Raw genomic sequence first — 20,030 nt, 5'->3', positions numbered from 1 at the left:
AATTCCCGTTTTGGTTTGGCTGTAACTAATAAAAAAAGGAAAACGTCTTTAATCCTTTCACAAAGAGTATTTTTGCAGGGTGAAGAAATCAGTCTCAATTATTGGAGGAGGACCCGCCGCATTTTTACTCGCCGCATTCCTCGATCCCCAGAAATTCAATGTTACCATTTACGAGAAAAACAAAACCCTTGGAAGAAAATTTCTTGTAGCTGGAAAAGGCGGATTTAACCTTACTCATTCGGAACCCATTGCGCAACTGGTAGAACGCTACACTCCATCCCATTTTATAGAGGAAGCCCTACTCGATTTTGACAATGCCGATTTTCAAAAATGGATCGATCTTATGGGAATTCCCACCTACATTGGGAGCAGCAAACGCGTATATCCTGAAAGCGGAATTAAACCAATTGCCGTACTTAATGCCATTATGGATGTCCTCAATAAACGAGGCGTTGCCATTCAGTATCAACAAAATTGGACGGGCTGGAATACCAACCACGATCTTGTTTTCAATGTTGACACAGCAGTCCAGTCTGAGCATTCCGTTTTTGCAATGGGTGGTGGCAGCTGGAAAATAACTGGATCTGATGGCATCTGGCTGGATTTATTCCATAAAAAAGACGTTGAAGTTGTCCCTTTTAAAGCCTCCAATTGTGCGTACCAAGTCAACTGGAATTTCGATTTCATCACTGCCTTTGAAGGGCATCCCCTTAAAAATATAGCTATTAGCTGTGGCGATAAACGTCAAAAAGGTGAAATGGTAATTACCCGTTTCGGTTTAGAGGGCAATGCCATTTATGCAATCAGTCCGCAAATTCGCAATGAGCTTAATAATCAGCAAAAGGCTACTGTATTTCTGGATTTAAAACCAACATTAACTTATGATGAAGTGCTTCAGAAGATCAAAAAATCAACCTTAAAAAAGACGAGCCAAAAATTACAAAAAGAGCTCAAATTGAACCCTGCACAAATTGGGCTGTTGAAAATCTATTTGTCAAAAGAAACCTACTTGAATCCAGAACTTTTGGCACAAAACATCAAAAAACTTCATATAGAAATCACTGGTTCTGCCCTATTGGACGAAGCCATTTCTACCACGGGTGGCATTAAATTGAATGCCTTAGATGAAAATTTTCAATTGAAAATGATGAAAAATCATTATTGCATTGGAGAAATGCTAGACTTGGATGCTCCTACTGGAGGCTATCTCCTTCAATCTTGTTTTAGCATGGGTGTACATCTTGCCCGTCACCTCAATGCTATTCCTTAATTTCAATACATTTATAGCGCTTTTTTACACTATAAATAAAATTTGTTTAGTAACACCATTCTTAATACTAATCAATGGATATCAAACTCGTGCACCATTTCGTTGGCCATAGACGGAAGATTGGAAAAGTCGTTCTGCTTTGAAGTCTTTTTTTATACGCTAATAGTTGCTCAAAAAAATAGGATTCCCTAGATTTGAAAAGAATCCCATATTTACAAAAAACGACCTCAATTCAACCAAGAAAATAGACTATGAAAAAGACATTTCTTTTCTCCATATTAATCCTTTCTTTTGTCTCCCAAGCCCAACAAAATTTAATTCAATATGTAAAACCAATTATCGGTACCGAGAAAATGGGACACACCTACCCTGGTGCTACGGTTCCTTTTGGAGCAGTACAATTAAGTCCAGAAACGGATACTATCTCCTACGAAATAAACGGAAAATACAATGGTGATGTGTATAAATATTGTGCGGGTTACAAATACGAAGACAAAACTATTGTTGGTTTTAGCCATACGCATTTGAGCGGAACAGGACATTCGGATTTAGGGGATTTTTTAATCATGCCAACTCAAGGAAAACTACAATTGAATCCAGGAACTGCTGCTAATCCTAAAAGTGGCTATCGTTCCTCCTATTCACATGCTAATGAAATAGCAGAAGCAGGTTATTATAAAGTAAAATTAGACGATGATAACATTCTGGCCGAAATGACCGCTACTACGCGAGTGGGAATGCATCAATATACGTTTCCAAAATCGGATGAAAGTCATATTATACTGGATTTGATGGCAGGAATTTACAATTACGACGAGAAAGACGTGTGGACGTACGTACGTGTGGTAAATGATACTTTGATTACGGGATATCGCCAAACCAATGGTTGGGCAAGAACGCGTACTGTTTATTTTGCGATGTCGTTTTCTAAACCGTTTACCGAATACGGGCAAAAAAATTATGATGACAAACAAGCGTACAGAGGCTTTTGGAGAAAATTCGATCAATCAAAAAATTTCCCTGAAATAGCTGGAAAAAAAATAAGAATGTATTTTGATTTCAAAACCGAAGAAGCCGAAAAAATCAAAATCAAGTTTGCCTTATCTTCAGTGAGTCAAGAAAATGCATTGCAAAACATGCAAGCTGAAATCAAAGATTGGAATTTTGAAAAAGTAAAAGCACAAGCGCAGACCAGTTGGAACAAAGAATTAAACAAAATAACCATCACTGCATCCGAGGACACTAAGGTAAATTTTTACACTGCCATGTATCATACGTTCATCAACCCAACAGTTTATACGGATGTAAACGGACAATACAAAGGACTCGATCAAGATGTGCATCAAGCGAATGGTTTTACTAATTATAGTACATTCTCGTTATGGGATACTTATAGAGCGTTGCATCCTTTTTTCAATATTATTCAGCCATCAAGAAATAACGATATGGTTAAATCGATGGTAGCACATTACGACCAAAGTGCTTTGCATATGTTGCCTATTTGGTCTCATTATTCCAATGACAATTGGTGTATGAGTGGCTACCATAGTGTATCCGTAATTGCAGATGCTATTATAAAAGGCGTTTATAATGGAGATGAAAACCAAGCTCTTGAAGCCTGTATTACAACAGCAAAACACCTCAATTATGAAGGAATTGGCTATTATATGGATTTGGGTTATATTCCTGCCGAAAAAAGTGGGGTATCGGTTTCCAACACTTTAGAATATGCTTATGATGATTGGTGTATTGCACAAATTGCAAAAAAACTGAATAAAACAGCGGTCTACGATGAGTTTATAAAACGCTCTGAAAACTGGAAAAACAATTACAATGCCGCTACTGGATTCATGCAACCCAAAATGGCCGATGGAACCTTTAAAAAAGAATTTGATCCTTTGAGTACCGAAGGACAAGGGTTTATAGAAGGAAACAGCTGGAATTATAGCTTTTTTGCACCGCAAGATCCCGCTACTTTAATTACTAAAATGGGCGGTAAAAAAACATTTGCTGCTCGATTAGACACTTTATTCAGCATGCATTTACCCGATTCTTTTTTCGAACATACCGAAGATATTACAAGAGAAGGTATCATAGGAGGTTATGTCCATGGAAATGAACCCGCACATCATGTTGCTTACTTTTACAATTGGGCAAACCAACCATGGAAAACGCAAGCTCAAGTTCGAAAAATTCTCGATATGCAATACAAACCTAGTCCAGATGGTTTAGGCGGTAATGACGATTGCGGACAAATGAGTGCTTGGTATATCTTCTCTTCACTAGGGTTTTATCCTGTAGCTCCAGGTTCTGATGAGTATGCTATTGGTTCTCCATTAGTAAACAATGCCGTTCTAACTTTGGAAAACGGAAACCAATTCAAGGTGAATGTGATCAATCAAAGTCCAAAAAATGTATACGTTCAAAAAGTACTTTTAGACGGAAAAACAGTAACAGATTTTGTGCTAAAACACAAATCAATTACCGATGGAGGGACGCTTACTTTTTACATGGGTTCAAAGCCTAAAAAATAAATAATAATAATAATAATAATACCACTTTAAACAAATTCCTAAAATGGCAAAATCAGCGAACCTATTAATCCTATCAATACTCTTATTTGCAACTCCTACATTTGCTCAAAAAGTCGAAAAAATAATGGCGAAAGGCGGTGCGCATTACATCACTACAAATATTGATTATCCCATAACAGGAACTTACCTTTTAAATGGAGATGCGGAGCCTTTGGTGCAATTAAATCCGGATGGAACTGGGGTTTTTCAATTGAGTGATTTATCCAAAATTAATATGGATTGGGGAATGGAATGTTTTGAAAATGGAACGCCCAAATACCAGAAGGGATTTAATTATGCCGTGTATTCGCTATGGTATAAAAACAAAGCAGAAACAGATGGAAATTGGACATACGCGCACTTTTCTATCCATTTTCAAAAGAAGAAAATGTTCATTTTAGGAGATCGTAGTAAAGATTATGTAGATTAATCTTTATTGGACAAAACCTCCAAAAACGACTTTACAACTCTAAATCAACAGCTTAAATCGCATTTTAAGAAAACGATTTCGCTAAATTTGATAATTCTAATTTATTTTTCCTAATTAATTATTTAAAAACAAAAATTATACTGTTTTTTTATTTAATTTGCGAATCAATTCAATAATTTTATTAATGACTTCTATAACCAGACTCTTTGATTTTCCTTATTATCAGCAAGATAAATACACTTCAATTCCAGATGCTTTAGTAACAAAGCAAAATGGAGTTTGGGTAAAAACGTCTACACAAGAATACATTGCCAAAGCCAATAGTATATCAAGAGCATTACTAAAATTAGGAGTTAAAAAAGACGATAAAATTGCTATTATTTCTTCGAATAATAGGACCGAATGGAATATACTTGATATTGGAGTTTTACAAACGGGTGCACAAACTGTTCCTATTTACCCAACGATTTCCGAAGATGATTATGAATACATCTTAAATCATTCTGAAGCCACATATTGTTTTGTATCTGATGCAGAAGTGCTTCATAAAGTAAATTTAATCAAGGACAAAGTAACCCATCTAAAAGAAGTGTATTCTTTTAACGAAATTGAAGGTTGTAAAAACTGGAATGAATTACTGAAAATTGGCGAAGACCAAAGTAATCAAGACGAAGTTGAAATTTGCAAAAACAACGTAAAGACTACTGATTTAGCTACTATAATTTATACTTCTGGTACAACTGGAAGACCTAAAGGGGTGATGCTTTCGCACCAAAACATTGTTTCAAATGTGCTGGACAGCGCTTCAAGAATTCCGTTTGAAGCTGGGAAAAGTCGGGCGTTAAGCTTCTTACCTATTTGCCATATTTTTGAACGCATGATTTTGTATTTGTATCAATATTATGGTGTTTCAGTTTATTTTGGCGAAGCCATTGACAAAATTAGTGACAACCTTAAAGAAGTACAACCTACAGTAATCACTGCAGTTCCAAGACTATTGGAAAAAGTGTACGATAAAATATATGCCAAAGGATCAGAACTTACCGGAATCAAAAAGAAATTGTTCTTCTGGGCAATTGATTTAGGATTGCGTTTTGAACCGTATGGCGCCAATGGCGCTTGGTATGAGTTCCAACTGAAGATTGCGCGCAAATTAATTTTCAGCAAATGGAAAGAAGGTTTGGGTGGAAATCTAGATTTAATGGTTTCAGGAAGTGCTGCTTTACAAACCCGATTGGCCCGCATTTTTGCCGCTGCCGAAATCCCAGTGATGGAAGGATACGGATTGACTGAAACTTCTCCCGTAATTTCCGTAAATGACATGAGAAATCATGGTTTCAGAGTAGGAACTGTAGGTAAAGTAATTGACCATGTAGACGTAAAAATTGCCGAAGATGGAGAAATCCTTTGCAAAGGTCCAAACGTGATGATAGGTTATTACAAAGATGAAAAACTGACTAATGAGGTTATCGTTGATGGGTATTTCCATACAGGTGATATTGGTGAGTTTGACCAAGACGGTTTCTTACGCATTACTGACCGTAAAAAAGAAATGTTTAAAACCTCTGGAGGAAAATATATTGCACCACAAATTATTGAAAACACGATGAAGCAATCCCGTTTCATTGATCAAATAATGGTGATTGGAGATGGGCAAAAAATGCCAGGCGCTTTCATTCAACCTAATTTTGATTTTGTAAAAGAATGGGCTGCTATTCATAAAATAAATGTTGGAACAACAAACGAAGAAATTATTTCTAACGCGCATGTCATTGCACGCATACAAGAGGAAATTGACACTTTGAATGAAAAGTTTGGAAATTGGGAAAAAATAAAACGTTTTGAATTAACACCCGATGTTTGGTCAGTGGAAGGCGGACAACTGACTCCAACGCTAAAATTGAAAAGAAAAATAGTCATGCAAATGTACAAACCATTATTTGACAAAATCTACAACTAACCTTTTGTAAAACGATCTCGTTATGAAACTAAAAGTCCTAATTTGCTCCGTTATAAGTATATTCTTTTTTTCTAATTGCCAAGAAAAACCAAAGGAAGATGCGATAAAAGCAAATTATTTGGATTTCTCCAAACGAGACGATCAGTTGACGGGAGGTATCAAAATGATTCCGATACAAACTCCAAAAGGTACTTTTAAGGTCTGGACAAAAACGGTGGGTAACAATCCTAAAATAAAAGTCTTGCTGTTGCACGGCGGTCCTGGATTAACCCATGAACTGTATGAATCCTTTGACGGTTATTTCCCTAACGAAAGCATTGAATACATTTACTACGACCAGCTCGGTTCGTATTACAGTGACCAACCCAGTGACACTAGTTTATGGACGAATGAGCGCTTTGTAGAAGAAGTAGAACAAGTACGTAAAGCACTAAAATTAGACAGTTCAAATTTTTACTTGATGGGACAATCTTGGGGTGGCATCCTAGCGATGGAATACGCTTTGAAATACCAAAAAAACTTAAAAGGCTTGATTATCTCTAATATGATGGCAAGCGCTCCTGAATATAATGCGTACGCAAAAAACGTATTGGCACCACAAATGGACCCAAAAATCCTAAAGCAATTGCAGGATATGGAAAGCAACAATGATTTTGACAATCCAAAATACAGTGAACTGCTTTTTAAATACTATTACACCCAACACATTTTAAGAATGCCACTGGAAGACTGGCCAGAAAGCATCAACCGTTGTTTCAAGCACATCAATCCAGAGGTGTATGTGTTTATGCAAGGGCACAGTGAATTTGGCATCACAGGAAATGCATCTTTAAAAAATTGGGATGTCATGGATCGATTAAAAACATTGACTGTCCCTACCCTATCCATAGGTTCTAAATACGACACCATGGATCCTGAACACATGAAATGGATTGCTAACGAAGTACAAAACGGACGCTTTCTATTTTGCCCTAACGGAAGCCACCTTTCACAATACGATAATCCTAAAACCTATTTTCCAGGTGTAATCAAGTTCTTGAAAGATGTCGATAGCGGGGAGTTTAAGAAGGGTTAGAAAAGTTATATTACAAAAAACCACGAATTACTGTTCGTGGTTTTTTTATGGTTTTGTTCGAAAGTAAATGGAGACACCATGCTACATTTTAGTTATTTACACCATTTCGGGGAGTGTCTTATCGCCCATCTTGGCATGCTGACGAAGGAAGCATCTCATTAAACTACTTAACTATATAGTGATTTGCAGCAGTTAAAGCGATATTTTATAGAAATCAAAGTCTAGTTTTCTTTGATTCCTTTGACTATTTTATCCAATTCATTTTCTTTTTGTGTTCCAATTAAAAATTTTTTACCATTTAAGAGCTCGATAGCCAATCCTTTGCTTCCTTTAATATTATAAACTGTTCCAAATTTTGTCCAAAGACGAATTCCCCAACCACCAACAAATCCATAATTGACTACTTCAGCACTTTTAATTTCTCCCCAACTTACGCGTTTTTTAACAAAAGGATAAAAACGCATCCGAATTTCATTTTTGTCGATCTCTGTACTTAATCGCATAAAGTAAAATAGAACAATCAATCCAAAAATAAAAAAGCCAAAAAGGATAAGCCCTAAATCAGACATTGGTTTATCTCCAAATTTCTCTCCGATAACTAATTGCTTGTAAATTCCAAAAACTGGTAAAAACCCAATTCCTATTAAAAGTATCCAAAGCCACCATTGCGTAAACTTTTGTTCTTCTTTAAAATCTATTTTCATTTAATATGCTGTTTAGTTTCAGTACAAGTCTCCTATAATGTTTGCAAGCCTTAAGCTATTTGTAAGGTTTTGAAAACGAGTTTTTATGACTAAACGAAAATACGATTTAAAAACGATAATTCCACTAAATTCGCAAATGGCGCAAGACGTGTGTTGTACGATCGCTTTTTTATTTATAATAGTAGTACCAATTACCCTCATAATTTTTTTCGAAATTTTCTTTACTGTCAAAACCAATATTTATGTATTCTTTCTTAAAAAGTCCAAACTCATCTTTTTCTTTTACAATATAAAAATATTCTTCTTTTAGTTTTTCAAAAATTGGATTTATTCTATTTATTTCAATTTGATTTTCTTTCTCTACAAATATTGTGATGTAAAATGAATTCATATGAATTTCCCAAATATTGTCTTTTTTGTATTTTTTTATAAGTTCTGCAATTTTCTGTTTGGAAAGTTCACCACTTATTTCATTTGCATAAACTGTCAAAAAAACTGAATAGCAAACCCAAATATTTTCAAAGGATTTTTTATTTAGATTACTTTTGATACCAAGATTCAATAGAAATTTATCGACAAAAGTATTTTTATTTTGGTCAATATTATTCTGATCTTCAATGCTTAATAATTCTTGATATTTTTGCGAAATTTCACTTTGTATTTCTTTATCGTAACCACTTTTGCTTAATATTTTTTGATAATCTTTTTGTGATTCAAGAATTAAGTGTAATCTAGGTTTATTGTCTTTTTTGTCAATTTCAAATTCTATATAAATTACATTAATTACGAAACTATCTTTTGTCCAATTAGCAAGTTTTTCAAAAACAAATTCTTGTTTTTTTCCTCGTAAAGTTTCTTTGGATAATTTATATAGTTTGTCTGTTGAAAAGTACATTTATTTTATAAGTTTCTGTTTTTTTAGCGATTTGCTGTAAACTGTCGCACAACGTGTCGCGCGCAGAACTCGTTGCGGCTTGGCGACCGAGATTTTTCCACTAGCACAAAACGAATTTAGGAAAAAGAAACGAACAATTTACAGAAAACTTAGCAATGAAGTTTTGCGCGCTGTTGTGTGCAGCTTTTCTACCAAGGGCTTACTTCACTTTTATCTTCTATGTCGTTGCTGAAAAATTTTCCAGTTGGTGCATTCTCGTCTGTTAATGTATGTTTAACTATGAAGCTTGCAGCACTTTCTACTGTACCTGGTCCACTATGATGGTTAAAATCTGTCGCAGTATAGCCTGGGTCAATCGCATTTACTTTAAATGGCAAGTCTTTTAGCTCGTAAGCGAGAAGGATAGTATAAGCATTTACAAGAGCCTTTGAAGGAACATAACTCGCAAGTTTAACATTATAATATTTCCAATTTGGGTCGCTATGTAAGTTTAATGAACCAAGCCCCGAAGTAATATTGCTAATTCTTGGATTTTCTGACTTTTTGAGTAATTCCATAAAAGTTTGTGTTACTCTAATTATTCCAAAATAGTTTGTATCAAATACTTCTTGAATATCTTTAATGGAAGTTGTTAAAACACTTTCGGGAAAGCCTTTACTTATTCCTGCATTATTTATCAAAATATCCAATTTCCCTTGTTCTCTTTCTACAATATTTTTGGCATCAACAATTGTATCAAGATTTGTAACATCAATTTCAATAGCCTTTATGTTATTAAAGCCATTATCGTATAATTCCTTTACGATTGAGTTACCTTTTTCAATGTTACGACTTCCTAAATAGACAAATAAACCTTTTTTTGAAAGTTGTTTGGCTGTTTCTAAACCAATGCTTCTGCTTGCTCCTGTAATTAATACTGATCTCATTTTTTTATTTTTTTTAAGTTAATGATGCAAAAATAGATCGTTTAAAAATGAAACCATTTGCCATTTGGCAAAAAGCAATTTATCGTATATTTTTTCTAATCCTACTCAGTGAAGATTGTGTAATGCCTAAATAAGATGCTAAATAAGAAAGTGGAATACGGTTAGCAAGATTTGGATATTTTTCTAAAAAAGTTAAATAGCTTGTTGTCGCATCTTGCGCAACAATTGAGCTAATTCTTTCTACTTTTTGAAGCAATGCTTTTGAAATAATTTTACGCACAATCGCATCCCAACCAACAATAGTGTTCAGCAATTCTTGCCAATCTTTTTTTGAGAAGACAACAATTTTGCAATTGGTCATTGCTTGCACATAAGCAATGGAAGGAATTTCATTGTCAAAACTTTCTAAGTCCACCACAATATTATTTTCGTCAATGAAATATTTTGTAATTTCTTCACTTTTATTATTGTAGTATGAAACTCGAGCAATGCCTTCAACGATGAAGCCGAATTGTCTGGAAACTTTTCCTGCTTCCAAAAAATAGTCATCTTTACTAAGTTCTAATTTGGTTGCTTTTTTTGAAATCAAGTCAATTTGCTGTTGGTTTAAGTTTCCAAACTGTAAGACGTAGTCAATAAATTCTTTCATTGTGGCAAGGTAGTAAATATCATTTTTGTGGCACTTGTCATTTGGCAAAAAGTTAGTTTGTCGGTCTTTTATAGCGGTCTGCTAAAGTTGCACACAACGTTTTGCCTTTAGTTTGCCTTTAGTTTGCGAACTTCGTAACCGATTATTTTCCGTTAAAGATAAAATTTCTTGCGAAACGCAAACGTGAATTTACCACAAAATTCGCAATATTGCTAAATGGCTGTTAGCTACAGTTATTAATGCTCAATTTGTGCAAATAGTAATTCATAATAATATGTTTTCATCTCGCTAGAGGTTTGTATAATCGAGAATTTTGCAATACTTGATCTAATTTTCTTAATATTTTCTTCTATTGGTTGATTTGATTTTTCATTTGAGAATGCCATTACATATTTTATGTTTTTATCAAATAGCTCAATAAAGTCTTCAAATGTATTAATATTGTTGTTTTGCTTTTTTTTGACTAATGATTTGAAGCACTTTTTTAGGTAATCTTTTTCTTTACTAGATTTTGATTCTTCCAAACGTCGCGCAGAAAGTATAACTTGGTTATAAAGTTCTCTCATAGATGAATCAAAACCACGTTTAACGTGTATAAGATAAATATTTTTCTCATCATATTTAATTACATCACATAGTTCAATTCCATTTATTGTGATAGTATCGAAAACTAAATAATTTTTTAAGTCTTTATATAAAAGATTATATTTTTTTTCAGTATTTTGAATGGATAAATCCCATTTCTTGTAAAGAATGTTACTATTTATTTTGTAATTTTTTAATATGCGTTCGCAATTTCTATTCAAATCAAGCAAAAAAGAATCTTGAAGATAGTACCAATTATTATCTAATAAGAAAATAGGTTTTTTATCAATTTCAAATTCTGTGTTAAAATGTTGTAAAAACATTCCTGATGTTAGGTTTTGTTTATTACCGTTTTTATAACTTCTAATTCTAACACCAAACAAAAAGAATTTAAATTCATCGTATGACATTTGGGTGCCAAATTTATCTACTGCTCTGGTAATTACTTCAAAGTAAATTCTATTACGATCAATGATTTGTTTAAAAACCTTGTGCTTTTTTTCCTCATCTAATTCAATTAAGTGGAAGTAATCTGCTTCATAAAATTTCTCTAATTTTGTTGGATGGCAAAATTCAAAATAAAACTTATTTATAGGTTTTATAGTTGCTCTTAAAGTATTATTAATATCATCAAATATTGTTCGTACTAAATGTTCTTTTAGAGTATCTTCAATAAGTTTTTCGTTATCAATTTTTTCGTAGGTTGTTAAATAATTTTTTTTCTCTAATTCTTCAATATATTTTATTTCTTTAATAATTTCTACTAAATCAGCAAATTCTATTACTTTTCTGAATTTTAAAGAATTTGAAACGTGTATCTGAATACTATCTAAACTATCTTTTTTTAAGAAACTAAAATAGTCGTTATCTGTATTGTCTAATTTTAAACTTATTTCAGTTGGAACTGTTCCGAATTTAATGTGGTCAATAAGTTTGAAATTACTTTTATAGAAATTGGAACTTGAAGCAATTTTACCTGTGATATTTCTAGTACGGATTGTTAAAAGTTCATCTTTTTCAGGGTCTAATATTCTTGAATACAGATTAATTCCAAAATTTTCTTCTATATATGGTTGTATCATTCTAAATGCGTTTCCTCCTATAATACAGTACAAATGATTTTGGTACTCAATGAAAAAAATTAATGAAACTTTTTGTTGGTTAAAGTCGGTACCTTTCGTGAAATTTAATGGTAGAAAATTAACCCATTCGGAGTCAATTTCGGGAGTTTTGAATGTATATAGAAAAAACCAAAGTTTATTATCTTCGTCAACATTAATTCTGTAATCAGAATCTTTTAATATAAATTTAGGATCTAATTTAAGTTTTGAGATTTTAATTATTGCTTTACAAATATCTTCTGTTGAATTATAATTAATTAACAGTCTTTGAGATTTGTTAATCTTATAAACTTTCGGGTTTATCTTCATTTGTTGCGTTAGATTTTTAAATTCTCGTCACTCTGCGGTATAATTGTAGCAACGTTTCGCTACTTTGAGATGGTGTGTGGTTCGTAACCTTTCAATTTTCGGCTTTGCACAAAATTGATGCGAAACGGTAATTCCACTAAATCACACACTAGCTCAAAATAGCTGTTGTAGGTAGTTTATAATTTTTTCATCATATCCCATTCATCAAGAAAACTACTTTTTTCGATTTCGGCGATATCTTTTTCTGTTGGTTTAATTTCTTTTCCGTTGTTGTTGTAAAATTTCCAACTATCAGTTACAAAACCAAATTTTATTTCGTCTCCACCTTCACAACTCGTTTCTTTATGTTTTTTTCCAATTCTGTAAGTGCCTTTGGCTTTTAACTTTCCATTATCAAAATAGTAATTCCATTCTCCATATTTATAACTATAAAATCCGTCACAAACTCCGCCTGTACAACATTGAGTGTAAGTATCGAGTTTATAATTTCCATAGGCTTTTAAATTTCCGTTTTCATAAAATTCTTTCCAAGTTCCAACTCGATAGTTATTAAATTCCTTGTGAAATTCTTCTATTGCTCCAACACTTTTAATTTTGCCGCTTTCATAATATTCGGTTATTGTGTTTTTTGTCGGAAGTTCAGATTTGTTTTGAATAGTTTTACAACTCACAAATAGTATCAAAGCCAGAATGTAAATTGTGTTTCTCATTTTTGGTTAAATTACCTACAACTTGTATATATAATCAAATATATACAACTTTTCTTCCACTTATATAAGTATTGTAATTTTTTTCTTCCATTTTACAATCGTATTTTCTTTAATCACGAGTTGCATGAGGGATGGAAGTGGCATCCTTTTATGTAGTCTCGATCCCTCGGGACTACATAAAAGATACAACGGACAGCCCGACCCGTAGTTTTTACGAAGGGGGCATGCCCAAAAAATACGTTAAAAAATCAATCAATTAGCTCTTATTCAGTAGTGTTTTTTTATATTTAGTACTTTTTAACAAAAAAAAATTGAATTTATTATGCATGCATAGTATTTTTTTATTATATTTGAAATCGATATAGTTCCTTATGAAAGACAAAACAATAGATTACATCCTTCGCGCTACCTGGCAAGCTGTAGCAAGAATGTATAACGAAGAAGCATCTAAATACGATGCGAGCATGGCAACGGGTTTTGCCTTGTTGAGTATCGATAAAGAAGGCGGCACTCCATCGACGGCTTTGGGACCAAAAATGGGTATGGAAGCCACTAGCTTGACCCGAACCTTAAAGTCTATGGAAGAAAAAGGATTGATTATTCGGAAGAAGAATCCTGATGACGGCCGTGGTGTTTTGATTTACCTGACTGAATTTGGAAAAGAGAAAAGAGCTTTGTCTAAAAGTACGGTTTTGAAATTCAACGAGGCGGTGAAACTGAACATCTCAGAAGAAAAACTCCAACATTTCATTGAAGTGGCTGAAACCATCAATGAATTAATTCAAGATAAAAATATATTTAATAACTCAAGTGTCAGTGAAATGACGCAACAATCGGAAAACACAGAAAATTAAATCGTTAGGAGGTACTATCGTAAAATAATACCGCTGAACGATCTTCTTTTCCTATAAAAAAAATAAAAAAAGTATGAAACGCACAATTAAAAAAGTCGCAGTAATTGGATCCGGAATCATGGGTTCGGGGATTGCTTGTCATTTTGCCAACATTGGTGTCGAAGTGTTACTACTCGATATTGTTCCTAGAGAACTTACGGAACTAGAAACCAAAAAAGGATTAACCTTAGAGAGCAAAATTGTAAGAAACCGATTGGTGAATGAGCATTTAATGAATGCTTTGAAATCGAAGCCCTCTCCTATTTACAGTCAGAAATTTGCTAGCCGAATCACCACTGGAAATACGACGGATGACATGGCTAAAATTGCTGATGTAGACTGGATTATTGAAGTGGTTGTGGAAAGACTGGACATTAAAAAATTAGTTTTTGAGCAAGTGGAGAAATACCGCAAGCCGGGAACTTTGATTACGTCTAATACCTCAGGAATTCCTATTCACTTTATGAGTGAAGGACGAAGTGATGATTTCCAAAAACACTTTTGTGGAACTCACTTTTTTAACCCTGCGCGTTACTTAAAATTATTTGAAATTATTCCTGGCCCACAAACTTCAACTGAAGTTTTGGACTTCCTTACGACATACGGAGAAAAATTCTTAGGTAAAACTTCGGTTGTGGCTAAGGATACTCCTGCGTTTATAGGAAACCGTATTGGTATTTACGGAATCCAAAGTTTGTTCCACTTGGTAAAAGAAATGGGATTGACAATTGAAGAAGTCGATAAATTGACTGGACCGGTTATTGGTCGTCCAAAGTCGGCTACTTTTAGAACCGTAGACGTAGTAGGATTAGATACTTTAGTACATGTGGCTAACGGAATCTATGACAACTGCCCTACTGACGAACAACATGAGTTGTTTAAATTGCCGGATTTCGTCAATAAAATGATGGAAAACAAATGGCTAGGTAGCAAAACGGGACAAGGTTTCTATAAAAAAGAAGGAAAGGACATTCTGACTTTGGATTTGGATACTATGGAATACCGCGCTGCTAAGAAAGCGTCATTTGCTACTTTAGAATTGACTAAATCAATTGATAAACCCATCAATCGTTTTAAAGTTCTGGTAAAAGGAAAAGACAAAGCTGGTGAATTTTACCGCAAGAGTTTTGCAGGTATGTTTGCTTATGTATCGAATAGAATTCCTGAAATCTCAGACGAATTATATAAAATTGACGATGCCATGAAAGCCGGTTTTGGTTGGGAAAATGGTCCATTTGAAATTTGGGATGCCATTGGTGTTGAAAAAGGAATTGAAATCATGAAAGCGGAAGGTCTTGAGCCTGCTGCTTGGGTAAATGAAATGCTAGCTTCAGGAAGCAAAAGCTTCTACTCTATTAAAGAAGGGGCTACGTTTTTCTACAATATCCCGACAAAAGCGCAAGTAAAAGTTCCAGGACAAGATGCCTTTATCATCCTGAACAACATTCGCGAAAGCAAAAAAGTATGGGCGAATAGCGGTGCTATCATCCAAGACTTAGGAGATGGAATCTTGAACTTAGAGTTCCAATCTAAAATGAATACGATAGGTGGTGATGTTTTACAAGCCATCAATAAAGCAATTGACTTATCAGAAAAAGAATACCAAGGATTAGTGATTGGGAATCAAGCAGCGAATTTCTCTGTAGGAGCTAACATTGGTATGATTTTCATGATGGCCGTGGAGCAAGAATATGATGAGTTGAATATGGCGATTAAAATGTTCCAAGACACGATGATGCGCGTGCGTTACTCTGGAATTCCAGTAGTTGTTGCACCTCACGGAATGACTTTTGGTGGGGGTTGCGAAATGAGCTTACACGCGGATAAAGTGGTTGCCGCAGCAGAAACCTATATGGGATTAGTAGAATTTGGTGTTGGGGTGATTCCTGGCGGTGGAGGTTCTAAAGAACTAGCCTTAAGAGCATCTGATTTATTCCATAAAAATGACGTGGAGCTGAATGTATTGCAAGAGTATTTCTTGACTATTGCTATGGCAAAAGTATCTACTTCCGGTTACGAAGCTTTTGACACAGGACTTTTACAACAGGGTAAAGATATCATTGTAGTGAACAAAGACCGTCAAATTGCTGAAGCGAAGAAACATGCTTTACTAATGGCTGAAGCTGGTTACACGCAACCAATACGCAGAACGGATGTGAAAGTATTAGGAAAACAAGCTTTAGGAATGTTCTTAGTAGGAACGGACCAAATGGAAGCGGGGAAATACATATCAGAACACGATAAGAAAATTGCAAACAAACTGGCATATGTAATGGCTGGTGGTGATTTATCGGAACCAACATTGGTAAGCGAACAATACTTATTAGATCTAGAACGTGAAGCTTTCTTGTCCTTATGTACAGAAAGAAAAACACTAGAAAGAATTCAATTTATGCTAACCAAAGGGAAACCGCTACGTAATTAAGAAAATAGAAGCAAGATGAAAGAGGCAAGATTTTAATCTTTTGTTCTTTTCTCTTGTCTCTTTCTTCTAAAAATCTCTAAAAAAAAGAAAATGAAAACAGCCTATATAGTAAAAGCATACAGAACTGCAGTTGGTAAAGCACCAAAAGGAGTTTTTAGATTTAAAAGACCTGATGAATTAGCAGCGGAAACCATCGAATTTATGATGAACGAATTGCCTGATTTTGATAAAACTCGTATTGATGATGTGATGGTAGGAAATGCCATGCCAGAAGCAGAACAAGGTCTAAACGTAGCTCGTTTGATCTCCTTAATGGGATTAAAAATCGAAGACGTTCCTGGTGTAACTGTAAACCGTTACTGTGCCTCTGGAATTGAAACCATTGGAATGGCGACTGCTAAAATCCAGTCAGGAATGGCGCACTGTATTATTGCAGGTGGTGCAGAGAGCATGAGTTTTATTCCGATGGGAGGATACAAACCTACTCCGGATTATGCTGTTGCAAAAGCAGGAAACGAGGACTACTACTGGGGAATGGGTTTAACTGCAGAAGCAGTAGCACAACAGTTTAAAGTGTCTAGAGAAGATCAAGATGAGTTTGCATTCCACTCTCATATGAAAGCTTTGAAAGCACAAGCAGAAGGAAAATTTGACAAACAAATCGTTCCTATCACTATCGAACAAACGTTCCTTAATGAAAACGGTAAAAAAGAAACGAAGTCATACGTTGTAAATAAAGATGAAGGACCTAGAGCAGGAACTTCTAAGGAAGCTTTAGCGGGTTTAAGACCTGTTTTTGAAGCTGGTGGAAGTGTAACAGCGGGTAACTCTTCACAAATGAGTGATGGTGCTGCCTTTGTACTAGTTATGAGCGAAGAAATGGTAAAAGAATTGAACTTAGAGCCTATCGCAAGATTAGTAAACTTTGCTTCCGCAGGTGTGGAACCTAGAATAATGGGCATCGGACCAGTAAAAGCAATTCCAAAAGCATTGAAACAAGCGGGATTATCATTGAATGATATCGGTTTGATTGAATTGAACGAAGCATTTGCTTCTCAGTCGATCGCTGTAATTCGTGAATTAGGATTAAATCCAGATATCGTAAACGTAAATGGAGGAGCAATTGCATTAGGTCACCCACTAGGATGTACAGGTGCAAAATTGTCTGTTCAATTATTTGACGAAATGAAACGCAGAGGTGACAAATACGGAATCGTAACGATGTGTGTGGGAACTGGACAAGGGACTGCAGGGGTTTATGAGTTGCTTTAATTTATTTTAAATGATGAATTTTAAATTTTGAATGGGATGAAAGAGAACATAATTGCTACAAAAACTTTTGATTTTGCATTAACTATAGTTCAACTTTTTATCGAATTAAAAAAAGAAAATGAATTCATTATTTCAAAACAAATTCTAAGATCCGCCACTAGTATTGGAGCAAACGTTGAAGAAGCAATAGCTGCCCAATCAAGAAAAGATTTTATTCATAAAATGGCTATCGCCTCAAAAGAAGCGAGAGAAACCAAATATTGGTTGCGCCTATTAGACAAATCAAATCTTACATCAATTTCAATGAAAAATTATTTAATTGAAATTGAACACATAATAAATATAATAACAAAAATTATAAAAACTTCTCAGGAAGACAATACAAAATAATTTAAAAATTTATAATTCAAAATTTAAAATAATAAAGTCATGAGCGACGTAACCAGAGGAGGTCAATTCCTAGTAAAAGAAACAAAATGCGAAGATATCTTTACACCAGAAGATTTTTCGGAAGAGCAATTAATGATGCGTGACTCTGTAAAAGAGTTTGTAGACAAAGAATTATGGGCACACAAAGATCGCTTTGAGAAAAAAGACTACGCGTATACACAAGAGTGTATGAAAAAAGCGGGAGACTTAGGGCTTCTAGGTGTTGCTGTTCCTGAAGCGTATGGCGGATTAGGAATGGGATTTGTATCTACAATGCTTGTTTGTGATTACATCTCTGGAGCTACGGGATCTTTCTCTACAGCTTTTGGAGCACATACAGGGATTGGAACGATGCCAATTACACTTTATGGAACAGAGGAACAAAAACAAAAATACGTTCCTAAATTGGCTTCTGGTGAGTGGTTTGGAGCGTATTGTTTGACAGAGCCAGGTGCTGGATCAGATGCAAATTCAGGAAAAACAAAAGCAGTTTTATCGGAAGACGGAACACATTATAAAATCACTGGAGGAAAAATGTGGATTTCTAATGCCGGTTTCTGTAGTTTATTTATTGTTTTTGCTCGTATTGGAGATGACAAAAACATTACTGGTTTCATTGTAGAAAATGATCCAAATAATGGAATCACAATGGGTGAAGAAGAACATAAATTAGGAATTCGTGCTTCTTCAACTCGCCAAGTTTTCTTTAGTGAAACTAAAGTTCCCGTAGAAAACATGCTTTCGGAAAGAGGAAATGGCTTTAAAATAGCCATGAATGCGTTGAATGTAGGGCGTATCAAATTGGCAGCAGCTTGTCTAGACGCGCAAAGAAGAGTAATCTCCGGTTCCGTAAAATATGCTAATGAAAGAATACAGTTCAACACTCCTATTTCGAAGTTTGGTGCTATTCGTTCCAAATTAGCTGAAATGGCAACAAGCTGTTATGCAGGAGAAAGTGCTTCATACAGAGCAGCAAAAGACATTGAAAACAGAATTATTGCACGTGAAGCAGAAGGTGCTACGCATCAAGATGCCGAATTAAAAGGAGTGGAAGAATATGCTATTGAGTGTTCGATTCTAAAAGTGGCGGTTTCTGAAGACGTTCAAAATTGTGCTGATGAAGGAATTCAAATTTTTGGTGGAATGGGATTCTCTGAAGACACTCCGATGGAAAGTGCTTGGAGAGATGCTAGAATTGCTCGTATCTATGAAGGTACGAATGAAATCAACAGAATGCTATCAGTAGGAATGTTGATTAAAAAAGCAATGAAAGGTCATGTTGATTTACTAGGACCAGCTATGAAAGTAGCGGAAGAATTAGTTGGTATTCCTTCTTTTGAAACTCCTGATTATTCTGAATTATTTGCAGAAGAAAAAGAAATGGTCGTTAAATTGAAAAAAGCATTCCTAATGGTTGCTGGAAGTGCCGTTCAAAAATTTGGTCCAGATTTAGACGCACACCAACAATTATTGATGGCAGCATCAGATATGTTGATTGAAATCTACATGGCGGAAAGTACGATTCTTAGAACGGAAAAATTAGCCAAAAAAGAAGGAGAAGATAAAGTACAAGAGCAAATTGCCATGGCTAAATTATATTTGTACCAAGCAGTAGATGTAGTTACTCAAAAGGGAAAAGAAAGCGTAATTTCTTTTGTTGAAGGAGACGAACAAAGAATGATGCTTATGGGATTAAGACGTTTTACTAAATATACAAATATGCCAAATATTGTAGGTTTAAGAGAAACAATTACAACCAAATTAGTTGCAGAAAATGAATATTGCTTTTAAGCAAAGAAGATAG

At 34.6% G+C, this 20,030-nt stretch carries 16 protein-coding genes; 10 read left to right on the top strand and 6 right to left on the bottom strand.

Annotation, left to right across the window (positions count from 1 at the left end; genetic code table 11):
• Positions 1-79 precede the first annotated feature (79 nt).
• The 5 genes from AB3G34_RS03960 (at position 80) to AB3G34_RS03940 (ending at position 7,308) form a co-directional block, all read left to right on the top strand.
• Complete coding sequence (locus tag AB3G34_RS03960; protein ID WP_369753516.1) at positions 80-1,270, top strand: NAD(P)/FAD-dependent oxidoreductase; 1,191 nt, start codon at positions 80-82, stop codon at positions 1,268-1,270.
• Positions 1,271-1,521: 251 nt separating this feature from the next.
• The gene (locus AB3G34_RS03955; protein WP_369753515.1) at positions 1,522-3,804 is read left to right on the top strand and encodes a GH92 family glycosyl hydrolase; all 2,283 of its coding nucleotides are present in this window, start codon (positions 1,522-1,524) and stop codon (positions 3,802-3,804) included.
• Between the two features lie 43 nt (positions 3,805-3,847).
• Complete coding sequence (locus AB3G34_RS03950) at positions 3,848-4,273, top strand: hypothetical protein (RefSeq protein ID WP_369753514.1); 426 nt, start codon at positions 3,848-3,850, stop codon at positions 4,271-4,273.
• A 184-nt stretch (positions 4,274-4,457) separates the two neighbouring features.
• The gene (locus tag AB3G34_RS03945) at positions 4,458-6,233 is read left to right on the top strand and encodes a long-chain fatty acid--CoA ligase (protein WP_369753512.1); all 1,776 of its coding nucleotides are present in this window, start codon (positions 4,458-4,460) and stop codon (positions 6,231-6,233) included.
• A gap of 22 nt (positions 6,234-6,255) precedes the next feature.
• Positions 6,256-7,308: a proline iminopeptidase-family hydrolase gene (locus tag AB3G34_RS03940; protein ID WP_369753511.1), complete on the top strand. Its 1,053-nt coding sequence runs from the start codon at positions 6,256-6,258 to the stop codon at positions 7,306-7,308.
• A gap of 221 nt (positions 7,309-7,529) precedes the next feature.
• Here the strand turns inward: AB3G34_RS03940 and AB3G34_RS03935 are convergent, their stop codons facing one another.
• From AB3G34_RS03935 to AB3G34_RS03910, 6 genes are all read right to left on the bottom strand, one after another.
• A complete protein-coding gene (locus tag AB3G34_RS03935; protein ID WP_367768796.1) occupies positions 7,530-8,012 on the bottom strand; it encodes a hypothetical protein in 483 nt (160 codons plus the stop codon).
• A 169-nt stretch (positions 8,013-8,181) separates the two neighbouring features.
• The gene (locus tag AB3G34_RS03930) at positions 8,182-8,907 is read right to left on the bottom strand and encodes a hypothetical protein (RefSeq protein ID WP_369753510.1); all 726 of its coding nucleotides are present in this window, start codon (positions 8,905-8,907) and stop codon (positions 8,182-8,184) included.
• Positions 8,908-9,095: 188 nt separating this feature from the next.
• Positions 9,096-9,833 carry an SDR family NAD(P)-dependent oxidoreductase gene (locus tag AB3G34_RS03925; RefSeq protein WP_369753509.1) on the bottom strand — a complete coding sequence of 246 codons (738 nt, stop codon included), beginning with the start codon at positions 9,831-9,833 and terminating at the stop codon, positions 9,096-9,098.
• A gap of 79 nt (positions 9,834-9,912) precedes the next feature.
• Positions 9,913-10,482, bottom strand: a complete 570-nt coding sequence (locus tag AB3G34_RS03920) for a Crp/Fnr family transcriptional regulator (protein WP_369753508.1) — start codon at positions 10,480-10,482, stop codon at positions 9,913-9,915.
• A gap of 236 nt (positions 10,483-10,718) precedes the next feature.
• Entirely contained in the window at positions 10,719-12,497 is a 1,779-nt protein-coding gene (locus AB3G34_RS03915; protein ID WP_369753506.1) for a DUF6119 family protein, read from the bottom strand.
• Positions 12,498-12,673: 176 nt separating this feature from the next.
• Positions 12,674-13,207, bottom strand: a complete 534-nt coding sequence (locus AB3G34_RS03910) for a toxin-antitoxin system YwqK family antitoxin (protein ID WP_369753505.1) — start codon at positions 13,205-13,207, stop codon at positions 12,674-12,676.
• A 371-nt stretch (positions 13,208-13,578) separates the two neighbouring features.
• On the opposite strand from AB3G34_RS03910, the gene AB3G34_RS03905 reads away from it, so the two are divergent.
• From AB3G34_RS03905 to AB3G34_RS03885, 5 genes are all read left to right on the top strand, one after another.
• Complete coding sequence (locus tag AB3G34_RS03905) at positions 13,579-14,061, top strand: MarR family winged helix-turn-helix transcriptional regulator (RefSeq protein WP_367752244.1); 483 nt, start codon at positions 13,579-13,581, stop codon at positions 14,059-14,061.
• Between the two features lie 73 nt (positions 14,062-14,134).
• Entirely contained in the window at positions 14,135-16,525 is a 2,391-nt protein-coding gene (locus tag AB3G34_RS03900) for a 3-hydroxyacyl-CoA dehydrogenase NAD-binding domain-containing protein (protein WP_369753503.1), read from the top strand.
• A 90-nt stretch (positions 16,526-16,615) separates the two neighbouring features.
• On the top strand, positions 16,616-17,797 hold the full coding sequence (locus tag AB3G34_RS03895) for an acetyl-CoA C-acyltransferase (protein WP_369753501.1): 1,182 nt from the start codon (positions 16,616-16,618) through the stop codon (positions 17,795-17,797).
• A 36-nt stretch (positions 17,798-17,833) separates the two neighbouring features.
• Entirely contained in the window at positions 17,834-18,187 is a 354-nt protein-coding gene (locus AB3G34_RS03890) for a four helix bundle protein (protein ID WP_367768750.1), read from the top strand.
• A gap of 39 nt (positions 18,188-18,226) precedes the next feature.
• Entirely contained in the window at positions 18,227-20,017 is a 1,791-nt protein-coding gene (locus AB3G34_RS03885) for an acyl-CoA dehydrogenase family protein (RefSeq protein ID WP_367768747.1), read from the top strand.
• The last annotated feature ends 13 nt before the right edge of the window (positions 20,018-20,030 follow it).

Source organism: Flavobacterium sp. WC2409, from assembly GCF_041200085.1.
In the GTDB taxonomy this organism is placed as follows: Bacteria; Bacteroidota; Bacteroidia; order Flavobacteriales; family Flavobacteriaceae; genus Flavobacterium.
The sequence above is the reverse complement of the archived record's forward strand: the minus strand, read 5'-3'. Positions and strand labels throughout refer to the sequence as shown.

Excerpts from the sequence above, each read along its gene's own strand:
- AB3G34_RS03940 (WP_369753511.1), top strand. The coding sequence starts at position 6,256 with ATGAAACTAAAAGTCCTAATTTGCTCCGTTATAAGTATATTCTTTTTT.
- AB3G34_RS03955 (WP_369753515.1), top strand. The coding sequence starts at position 1,522 with ATGAAAAAGACATTTCTTTTCTCCATATTAATCCTTTCTTTTGTCTCC.
- AB3G34_RS03925 (WP_369753509.1), bottom strand. The coding sequence starts at position 9,833 with ATGAGATCAGTATTAATTACAGGAGCAAGCAGAAGCATTGGTTTAGAA.
- AB3G34_RS03890 (WP_367768750.1), top strand. The coding sequence starts at position 17,834 with ATGAAAGAGAACATAATTGCTACAAAAACTTTTGATTTTGCATTAACT.
- AB3G34_RS03905 (WP_367752244.1), top strand. The coding sequence starts at position 13,579 with ATGAAAGACAAAACAATAGATTACATCCTTCGCGCTACCTGGCAAGCT.
- AB3G34_RS03885 (WP_367768747.1), top strand. The coding sequence starts at position 18,227 with ATGAGCGACGTAACCAGAGGAGGTCAATTCCTAGTAAAAGAAACAAAA.
- AB3G34_RS03895 (WP_369753501.1), top strand. The coding sequence starts at position 16,616 with ATGAAAACAGCCTATATAGTAAAAGCATACAGAACTGCAGTTGGTAAA.
- AB3G34_RS03910 (WP_369753505.1), bottom strand. The coding sequence starts at position 13,207 with ATGAGAAACACAATTTACATTCTGGCTTTGATACTATTTGTGAGTTGT.
- AB3G34_RS03950 (WP_369753514.1), top strand. The coding sequence starts at position 3,848 with ATGGCAAAATCAGCGAACCTATTAATCCTATCAATACTCTTATTTGCA.
- AB3G34_RS03935 (WP_367768796.1), bottom strand. The coding sequence starts at position 8,012 with ATGAAAATAGATTTTAAAGAAGAACAAAAGTTTACGCAATGGTGGCTT.
- AB3G34_RS03915 (WP_369753506.1), bottom strand. The coding sequence starts at position 12,497 with ATGAAGATAAACCCGAAAGTTTATAAGATTAACAAATCTCAAAGACTG.
- AB3G34_RS03930 (WP_369753510.1), bottom strand. The coding sequence starts at position 8,907 with ATGTACTTTTCAACAGACAAACTATATAAATTATCCAAAGAAACTTTA.
- AB3G34_RS03945 (WP_369753512.1), top strand. The coding sequence starts at position 4,458 with ATGACTTCTATAACCAGACTCTTTGATTTTCCTTATTATCAGCAAGAT.
- AB3G34_RS03920 (WP_369753508.1), bottom strand. The coding sequence starts at position 10,482 with ATGAAAGAATTTATTGACTACGTCTTACAGTTTGGAAACTTAAACCAA.
- AB3G34_RS03900 (WP_369753503.1), top strand. The coding sequence starts at position 14,135 with ATGAAACGCACAATTAAAAAAGTCGCAGTAATTGGATCCGGAATCATG.